This is a genomic window from Oryzifoliimicrobium ureilyticum (assembly GCF_037199735.1).
Taxonomy (GTDB): Bacteria; Pseudomonadota; Alphaproteobacteria; order Rhizobiales; family Rhizobiaceae; genus Rhizobium; species Rhizobium ureilyticus.
The window spans coordinates 1-509 of the sequence record NZ_JBBBVQ010000091.1 but is presented as its reverse complement, the minus strand read 5'-3'; the positions used below and the strand labels follow the sequence as shown (position 1 = coordinate 509).

The window sequence follows — 509 nt, the reverse complement described above, 5'->3', positions numbered from 1 at the left end:
TCTGTGACCAATGCAGCAGGCCGCGTCTATAGCTATGAGCGAGATGCAGCCGGCCGTGTGGTTGCGGAAGAAGACTTCGATGGTCGCCTCTGGCGCTATGCCCGCGATCCGGCAGGACAGGTGATCGAGACGATCAAGCCTGATGGCGCCAAACTTGCCTATGCCTATGACAAGTCCGGCCTGATCAAGCGGATCGAAAGCTTTACTCCGAAAGGTGAGCCAGAGGACGTTACCCGCTTCTGGTATGACGGGCGCGGTCTCCTGACCGGTGCGGAGAACAAGGCGGCGCTTGTCGAGTTCGAGCGGGATCGCAATGGGCGCATCATCGGCGAAACGCTGAATGGCAAGCGCATCAAGTCGAAGCGTGACGCCATGGGCAACCGCATCCTGCGCGAAATCACCGGGATTGGCGGAACGCTGACGGACTATGTTCGCGATCCCCTAGGGGCGGTCGAGCGCATGACGGCTGGCGACACGCAGATCGCCTTCCGGCGGGACAGCCTCGGCCG

At 61.7% G+C, this 509-nt stretch carries 1 protein-coding gene; it reads left to right on the top strand.

Going from position 1 to position 509, the window contains the following annotated elements; translation table 11 throughout:
• Positions 1-509: RHS repeat domain-containing protein (locus tag VQ830_RS28770; protein ID WP_337271549.1), on the top strand; the 509-nt coding region annotated here is incomplete at both ends.